This is a genomic window from Photobacterium sanguinicancri, from assembly GCF_002265265.1.
GTDB lineage: Bacteria > Pseudomonadota > Gammaproteobacteria > Enterobacterales > Vibrionaceae > Photobacterium > Photobacterium sanguinicancri.
On the sequence record NZ_NOIF01000223.1, the window covers coordinates 1 to 6,854 of the forward strand.

Genomic DNA, 6,854 nt, shown 5'->3' on the forward strand with positions numbered 1-6,854 from the left:
CTGCATTTATTTATGTGGGGTGGGATGTTTCATATTCAAAAAAGGATTCATGTTATGAAGCTCTATGATTCAATAATTAAAATTGTTGAAGGGAAGATAGCGCCAATTGCAGTGAAGGTGGGTAACCAAAAGCATATACGCGCCATGCGTGATGGTTTTATTGTTGCCATGCCATTTATTATTGTTGGTAGTTTCATGCTGGTATTTGCGTTTCCTCCTTTTGCTGAAGATACGCAGAATACTTTTGGCCGCGCATGGTTAGATTTTGCTGCTGCAAATTTTGACAATATTATGTTGCCCTACGAAATGACAATGGGGTTGATGGCTATTTTTGTGTCGATGGGGATCGGCTATAGCCTCGCTCGAGCCTATAATATGGATGGTATTACGAGCGCATCGTTATCTTTAATGACTTTTTTAGTGGCATCAGCACCGGTTGCTGACGGTGCTTTGTCGACGAGTCATTTATCAGGTACTGGGATATTTACGTCAGTGATCAGTGCGTTCTTCTCGGTTGAATTGATTCGCATTTTGAACAAATACAATGTGACTATCCGATTGCCAGAGCAAGTACCGCCAGCTATTGCTCGGTCATTTGAAATACTGATCCCCGTGTTGTTTGTCTTTTTGACGGTTTATCCATTAAGCCTATTTTTTCAATCGCAATACGAGATGCTAATTCCTGATCTGGTGCTTGAAATGTTCCGCCCATTAGTTAGTGCTTCTAATTCACTGCCTGCAATTATTGGCGCTTTATTATTGTGCCAGTTGTTGTGGTTTGCTGGTATTCATGGCGCGGCCATTGTGGTGGGTCTGTTGTCACCTATCTTCTTGACTAATATAGGTGCAAACCAAGAAGCATTTTTAGCAGGAGAGCCAATTCCAAATGTGTTTACTCAGCCATTTTGGGATTTTTATATCTTCATTGGTGGCTCTGGTGCAACGTTAGCCTTGGTGATTTTAATGGTGTTTAGTAAATCCATTCATCTTCGTAGCTTAGGTAGAATGAGTGTTGTACCTGGCTTCTTCCAAATTAATGAGCCCGTTATTTTCGGGAGCCCATTAGTCTTAAACCCGACCATGTTTATTCCATTTATTTTTGCTCCTGTGATTAACGCCATTATTGCTTATACCGCTGTTCATACCGGTATTGTTGGTATGGCGGTTTCACAAACGGCTTGGACTGCACCTGCATTATTGGGGGCATCTTGGGGAACCGGATGGACATTATCGCCAGTCTTGTTAGTCATTGGGTTACTTATTATGGATATCTTTATTTATCTGCCTTTCTTCAAAATGTTTGAAAAGCAATTAGTGGAAGAAGAAAGCAAAATTGAAAAAAGCAGCGATAAATCGGCAACGCCTGCGGGTGAGGGAGCCACTGCTTAATATGCATGATGAGGAGGTATATACATGCCTCTTCAATGAAAATAGGTTTAGGGAGAGAACGAAATGGATCAAGAAGCGGTAGTCATGGACATCATTGTTAATGCAGGTGAAGCCAGAAGTTTATGTTTTGAGGCATTAGCGTATGCAAAGAAGATGCAGATTGATGGAGCGAAAAGTTGTTTAACGCAAGCGAAGGCTTGTTTGAATAGAGCCCATTTAACGCAGACCCGGTTAATAGAAGCCGATGAAGGTGAGGGTAAAGTGAAAATGACCTTGGTGATGGTGCACGCTCAGGATCATTTAATGACAACGATCCTGGCCCATGAACTCGCCACCGAGTTGGTTGTATTGCATGAACTTCGCCAAACAGAACAAGGAGTTAATCATGGCTAGAGGGGCATTAAAGTTAGCCATTATTGGGGGCGGCAGCAGTTATACACCGGAGCTGGTCGAAGGGGTCTTAAAGCGTTTAGCGTATTTGCCCGTTAAAGAAATCCATTTTGTGGATGTTGAAGCCGGGCAAGAGAAACTTGAGATTATTGCTGCCTTAGCGAAACGAATGGTTGCCAAACACGGGGCTGATATTGTTATTCAAGCATCGTTGGATCGCCGTAAAGCAATCGCGGATGCTGATTTTGTGATGACTCAGTTTAGAGTTGGTGGATTACAAGCTCGTGCGAACGACGAGCGTATTCCACTTAAGTATGATGTTATTGGACAGGAAACCACAGGCCCAGGTGGCTTTGCTAAAGCCTTGCGCACTATCCCTGTCATTCTCGACGTATGTAAAGACATTGAAGCATTAGCCCCCAATGCTTGGATGCTTAACTTTACCAACCCAGCGGGTTTAGTCACTGAAGCTGTGCAGAAATATACTAACGTCAAAACGATTGGCTTATGTAATGTTCCTGTCTCAATGAGCATGATGATTGCAGACATGATGGCTTGTCAGCCAGAAGATCTCACGTTGGAATGTGCTGGATTAAATCACTTATTGTGGGCGCATCGCGCCTGGCTTAATGGTGAGAATATTACAGCGCAGGTACTCGAGAAAGTCGGGGATGGTGCCAACTTCAGTATGAAAAATATATTTGAAGAACCTTGGGATCCCGCTTTTCTGAAAGCGTTAGGTGCAATTCCATGCCCATATCATCGCTATTTTTATCAGACCGAAGCCATGCTCGCGGATGAGAAGGAAAGTGCGGCCAAAGAAGGCACACGCGCAGAACAGGTAATGGCAACTGAGCAAGCGTTATTTGAACTTTATAAAGATGTCACGCTTGATGAGAAGCCGGCCTTACTTGAAGAGCGTGGTGGGGCTTACTATTCCGATGCTTCATTAAATTTAGTTGATGCCTTGTACAATAATCGAAATACAATCAATGTCGTTAATGTACGCAACAATGGCACATTAAATTTTTTACCTGATGATGTTGTTATAGAGTGCAGCGCCGTTGTTGGTAGTGCGGGGGCTCGACCATTAGTCGTAGGGGCATTGAGCCCCAATGTAACGGGTTTGATTCATCAGGTTAAAGCGTATGAACAGCTGACAGTCGAAGCTGCTGTACATGGTGATTATGATAAAGCCTTGATGGCATTAACGAATAACCCATTAGTGCCAGATATTAATAAAGCCAAAGCTATTTTGGATGATATCTTGCGGACCAACCATGATTATCTACCGCAATTTAGTTAGGGTGTAATGGCGGTCGCTAACCTTGCTTTCTTCGGGGGCAAGGTTAGAGCGTTTAGTGGTGTTTCGTGTAAAAGGACTAATGATGAAACTGATATTCAATGCTGATGATTTTGGATTAACGAAAGGTGTTAACCTTGGCACTTTAGATGCATGCTTACATGGTGTAGTGCGTTCTACTACCTTGATGGTCGGGATGCCAGCCGAGCAACATGCGCTGAATTTATTAGCGCAGTCTCCGCCATTGAAAGTTGGCTTGCACTTGCGTTTCACGACAGGGAAGCCTTTAACATCCGGAAAAACGTTAGTGGATCCTCGAGGGGATTGTTGGTCGAAAGAGTACATTGCTCGATATATGGATTTTGATGCGATGGAAATCGCAGATGAAATTGAAGCTCAAATCTGCGCATTTCAGGCATTGGGGATCCCCTTAAGCCATTTAGATAGCCATCATCATGCGCACTTTCATCCTCAAATCTTACCTGTGGTAAAAGAGATAGCGTCATCGCATCAACTCGTCGTACGCGGTGTTACGGATAGTGAGCAGGTGGAGGGGTGCCATTATGCATTTTGTAATCAGTTCTACGATACGGCCGTGAGCATCGATAGCTTGCTAAGTGTTATCGATCAACAACAAGGGTTGTGTGATGTATTAGAAATCATGTGTCATCCCGCCTATGTTGATCAACCGCTATTGGAATGCAGCGGCTATACGATGCCAAGAGCGAAAGAATTAGCCGTGTTGACGGATCCTTATTTACTTGAACAATTAGCTAATCGAGATATTACATTGTGTGACTATGCTGTTTTTTCATGAAATGAGAGAGTGAAGTTGCTTGTTTATTGAAGTTCGTATCGGTAGAGAGCACTATTTCTCTCATTAATCACAGGTAATAACAAAGGAATGAAGCCTGAATGGCAAGAATCAAAGATGTTGCATTACTGGCTGGAGTGAATCGATCCACGGTATCGCGCATTATTAATGGTGAAGGAAAGTTTCGCGCTGATACTAAGCGTAAAGTCGAGCAAGCAATGGCAGAGCTTAATTATAGGCCTAGCGCGATTGCACGTTCGTTGGCGACAGCTTCATCGAATATGGTTGGGTTATTAGTCACTTATTATACTGGGGGCTTCTTTGGCGAAATGATGGATCAAGTGCAGTCTGAATTAGACTGCCATAATAAATTTTTGATCACAGCCCAAGGTCACCATAATGCAGAAGGCGAGCGAGAAGCTATCCAACGTTTTCATGACCTGCGATGTGATGGTTATATTCTACATAGCCGCTATTTAAGTGATGATGAATTACGAGAGTTAGCCAAGCTACCTACACCATTTGTGTTACTTGATCGTTTCGTGGAAGGACTTGAAGACCGTTGCATTACCTTCGATCATACTCTTGCCGCTCAATTAGCGGTAGGGCATTTAATTGAACAAGGGCACCGGAAAATTGCGTGTATCTCTGGTGACCTAAATAGAGAAACAAGTAAACAACGTTTTCAAGGTTATAAGAATGCACTGCAAGCCGCAGGGATCCCTTTTGAATCATCGCTTACGAGTGAGGGAAACTATGGTCGAGAAAGCGGTTATCAAGCAGCACTGAACCTTTATCAGCAACATGATGATATGGATGCTTTATTCTCGTGCAGTGAAGAGATGATGAGTGGGGCATTACAGTTCTTTCATCAGCACAAGATCGCAGTACCTGAACAGTTATCTGTCACGAGCTTTGACAGTGTGTACCTTTGTGCCAGCTTTTATCCGACAGTGACAGCGGTTCATTTCCCAATTAGCGATATGGCACGTACAGCGGTTGCTGTATTGAATCATCAACTCAAAAAAACTGAGACAGATATAGACCGCCACTTTTTACCTAAACTGATCTCTCGTTGCAGTGTATTGCCACGGTAATCGCAATCATGACTAATCAGCATATGCTTTAAAATCAAAATAATAAAAGGATTTGTGGTTGTTATTGTTTCGCTTTGGTTGCTTATTCATCGGTTGGTCTGTTTGATGCTGTTTTTTGTAAATAAAGGCTTGCGTCGGTTTAGTGCATACGTATAATGAGCTGCATCTGCCCGAGTGGTGAAATTGGTATACACGACGGATTCAAAATCCGTTGCTTTCGAGCGTGACGGTTCAAGTCCGTCCTCGGGCACCAGATAAAATGATAAAGCCTCAACTTCGGTTGGGGCTTTGTTGTTTCTAGACCGATCAAAAACTTAGGTTCGCTTTTCGTCTTGTCATCAACCAGTGAAAAGCGAGTTTAAGCCCCTGTTATCATTTCTGAAAAGTTTACCATGGTCCATCTATGGTTCATCGCATGTCAATTCTGTGCTCAAGAGAATCCTAGTAAATCCAACAATCTCCGGTTCCTGCAAACTCGCAGGTCAGTATTACCAAAGTGTCAGGGATAGTAGAACCATGGTCGTACCATGGTGACTTTACGGTGCTATGGAAGAAAGTAACGCTGCCAGATAATAATCGTGACAGCGAGGATGGTTTGGCTCTATTGGATATTGATGTCAATGACTTCACCAGTATCATCAACTTCATCCGTATTAATTGTCACCTCATGCTCTATTTGACAGTTATCACAGGTAATTACACCCGTGTATGTGTACGATGTGGTATGATTTCCGCTACTCCCATTGCTCTCACAGTCTAGCAAACTTAGATCAATATCAATTTCTTGAAGACATGCTTCATTGCTGCATTCCATAATCATCTTTCCTTTATTTTTGTAATGTTGTTATTTATTTAGTCTTGAACGAACTGTTTGAAATGTATCTTGACCCTCGGATAGTTCCAACATTGCTTGTACTCTATGTGACGCCATGCTTGCAGCTTCTGCATATGAGCATCGGTAGCGTTCCTGTAAAACAAGTGCCGTTTCATTAACTACTTTAATTTCACCATGCTCACGAATACTCATTTGAAAATGGTATAGGTCTTGAGCTCCGTTTAATCCTGCTCTGGTAGCAGTTGCCGTATCAAAGATATCTGCAGATAGTCTTGAAACTATGTCATTAAAACTAATCACCTATCTGTTCCTCATTATATTGTGGGGGGGAAGGGACTATACGGTACTAGAGTTTTACTGTAGTGTCGCTGAAGATAGGTTAACGGAAATTATGTCTTGAACTAAGATCCGACTCGGGTTCTAATTTTCACCCTAAGATTTCCCTTAAGTAGGTAAGGTCGTGACGAGCAAGAGATATGATGATCCAATTATAAAGCAATGGCTTGTTGAGTTGGATGCAATAAGCCGACATGAGATACTCCACTACCTTGTTGAGTGGCGAGAGCTTAAGGCAGGAGACTTTTTCATTGATGACTGGCACTCCATATCTCTACTTCAATGCCAGATGGATGCATCGAGCTTATATTTTGATAAGTTGTGCGAAATAGAAGACGATACAGAGTTAGCAGAGTTAGAAAATTCTGTAGGGTCTCTTGCGGGTCAACATCAGTTGGAGCGATTTTTGGATGAGAAGGACTTTCTATTACAGGTCATTGAGAAAAATGGTTTTGATGAATTGAGCTCTCGAGCTCGAGAGGTTCTTATTAGTAAATACCCGTTAGCTATGCAAACAGTCAAATATTTGATGAGTTCGATAAACGAACAACCCTTGCCATCGTGCTTGTGGTCAACAAAGCTTAATGACCACTTTCGTGCTATTAATTTGTTGAGTGGTAATAGCCTTGAAGATATTTTAGTTTTTCATGCTGATTTAATTGATAGACTTGATAATAATCGATTCAGAGC

General features: G+C 42.4%; 8 protein-coding genes and 1 tRNA gene. 7 read left to right on the forward strand and 2 right to left on the reverse strand.

Annotation, left to right across the window (positions count from 1 at the left end; translation table 11 throughout):
• The first annotated feature begins 54 nt into the window (after window positions 1–54).
• From ASV53_RS21595 to ASV53_RS21620, 6 genes are all read left to right on the forward strand, one after another.
• Entirely contained in the window at window positions 55–1,389 is a 1,335-nt protein-coding gene (locus ASV53_RS21595) for a PTS sugar transporter subunit IIC (RefSeq protein WP_094958627.1), read from the forward strand.
• A gap of 63 nt (window positions 1,390–1,452) precedes the next feature.
• Window positions 1,453–1,782, forward strand: a complete 330-nt coding sequence (locus ASV53_RS21600) for a PTS lactose/cellobiose transporter subunit IIA (RefSeq protein ID WP_094958628.1) — start codon at window positions 1,453–1,455, stop codon at window positions 1,780–1,782.
• Entirely contained in the window at window positions 1,775–3,085 is a 1,311-nt protein-coding gene (locus tag ASV53_RS21605) for a 6-phospho-beta-glucosidase (RefSeq protein WP_094958629.1), read from the forward strand. The genes ASV53_RS21600 and ASV53_RS21605 overlap by 8 nt, the downstream gene beginning before the upstream one ends.
• 79 nt (window positions 3,086–3,164) lie before the next feature.
• The gene (chbG, locus tag ASV53_RS21610; RefSeq protein ID WP_338091428.1) at window positions 3,165–3,899 is read left to right on the forward strand and encodes a chitin disaccharide deacetylase; all 735 of its coding nucleotides are present in this window, start codon (window positions 3,165–3,167) and stop codon (window positions 3,897–3,899) included.
• Between the two features lie 98 nt (window positions 3,900–3,997).
• Window positions 3,998–4,993 (forward strand): LacI family DNA-binding transcriptional regulator, encoded by a 996-nt coding sequence (locus ASV53_RS21615; RefSeq protein ID WP_094958631.1) that lies wholly within the window; start codon window positions 3,998–4,000, stop codon window positions 4,991–4,993.
• Between the two features lie 168 nt (window positions 4,994–5,161).
• Window positions 5,162–5,246, forward strand: a tRNA-Leu gene (locus ASV53_RS21620).
• Between the two features lie 348 nt (window positions 5,247–5,594).
• Here the strand turns inward: ASV53_RS21620 and ASV53_RS21625 are convergent.
• Window positions 5,595–5,807: a hypothetical protein gene (locus ASV53_RS21625; RefSeq protein WP_094958632.1), complete on the reverse strand. Its 213-nt coding sequence runs from the start codon at window positions 5,805–5,807 to the stop codon at window positions 5,595–5,597.
• A 30-nt stretch (window positions 5,808–5,837) separates the two neighbouring features.
• The gene (locus ASV53_RS21630) at window positions 5,838–6,128 is read right to left on the reverse strand and encodes a hypothetical protein (RefSeq protein WP_094958633.1); all 291 of its coding nucleotides are present in this window, start codon (window positions 6,126–6,128) and stop codon (window positions 5,838–5,840) included.
• A gap of 160 nt (window positions 6,129–6,288) precedes the next feature.
• Between ASV53_RS21630 and ASV53_RS21635 the strand changes: the two genes are divergently transcribed.
• Window positions 6,289–6,854, forward strand: a 566-nt coding sequence (locus tag ASV53_RS21635; RefSeq protein WP_205049219.1) for a hypothetical protein, incomplete at its 3' end; no start/stop codon positions are given.

Coding starts and splice junctions, on each gene's coding strand:
- ASV53_RS21595 (WP_094958627.1), top strand. CDS start 55: ATGAAGCTCTATGATTCAATAATTAAAATTGTTGAAGGGAAGATAGCG.
- ASV53_RS21600 (WP_094958628.1), top strand. CDS start 1,453: ATGGATCAAGAAGCGGTAGTCATGGACATCATTGTTAATGCAGGTGAA.
- ASV53_RS21605 (WP_094958629.1), top strand. CDS start 1,775: ATGGCTAGAGGGGCATTAAAGTTAGCCATTATTGGGGGCGGCAGCAGT.
- chbG (WP_338091428.1), top strand. CDS start 3,165: ATGATGAAACTGATATTCAATGCTGATGATTTTGGATTAACGAAAGGT.
- ASV53_RS21615 (WP_094958631.1), top strand. CDS start 3,998: ATGGCAAGAATCAAAGATGTTGCATTACTGGCTGGAGTGAATCGATCC.
- ASV53_RS21625 (WP_094958632.1), bottom strand. CDS start 5,807: ATGGAATGCAGCAATGAAGCATGTCTTCAAGAAATTGATATTGATCTA.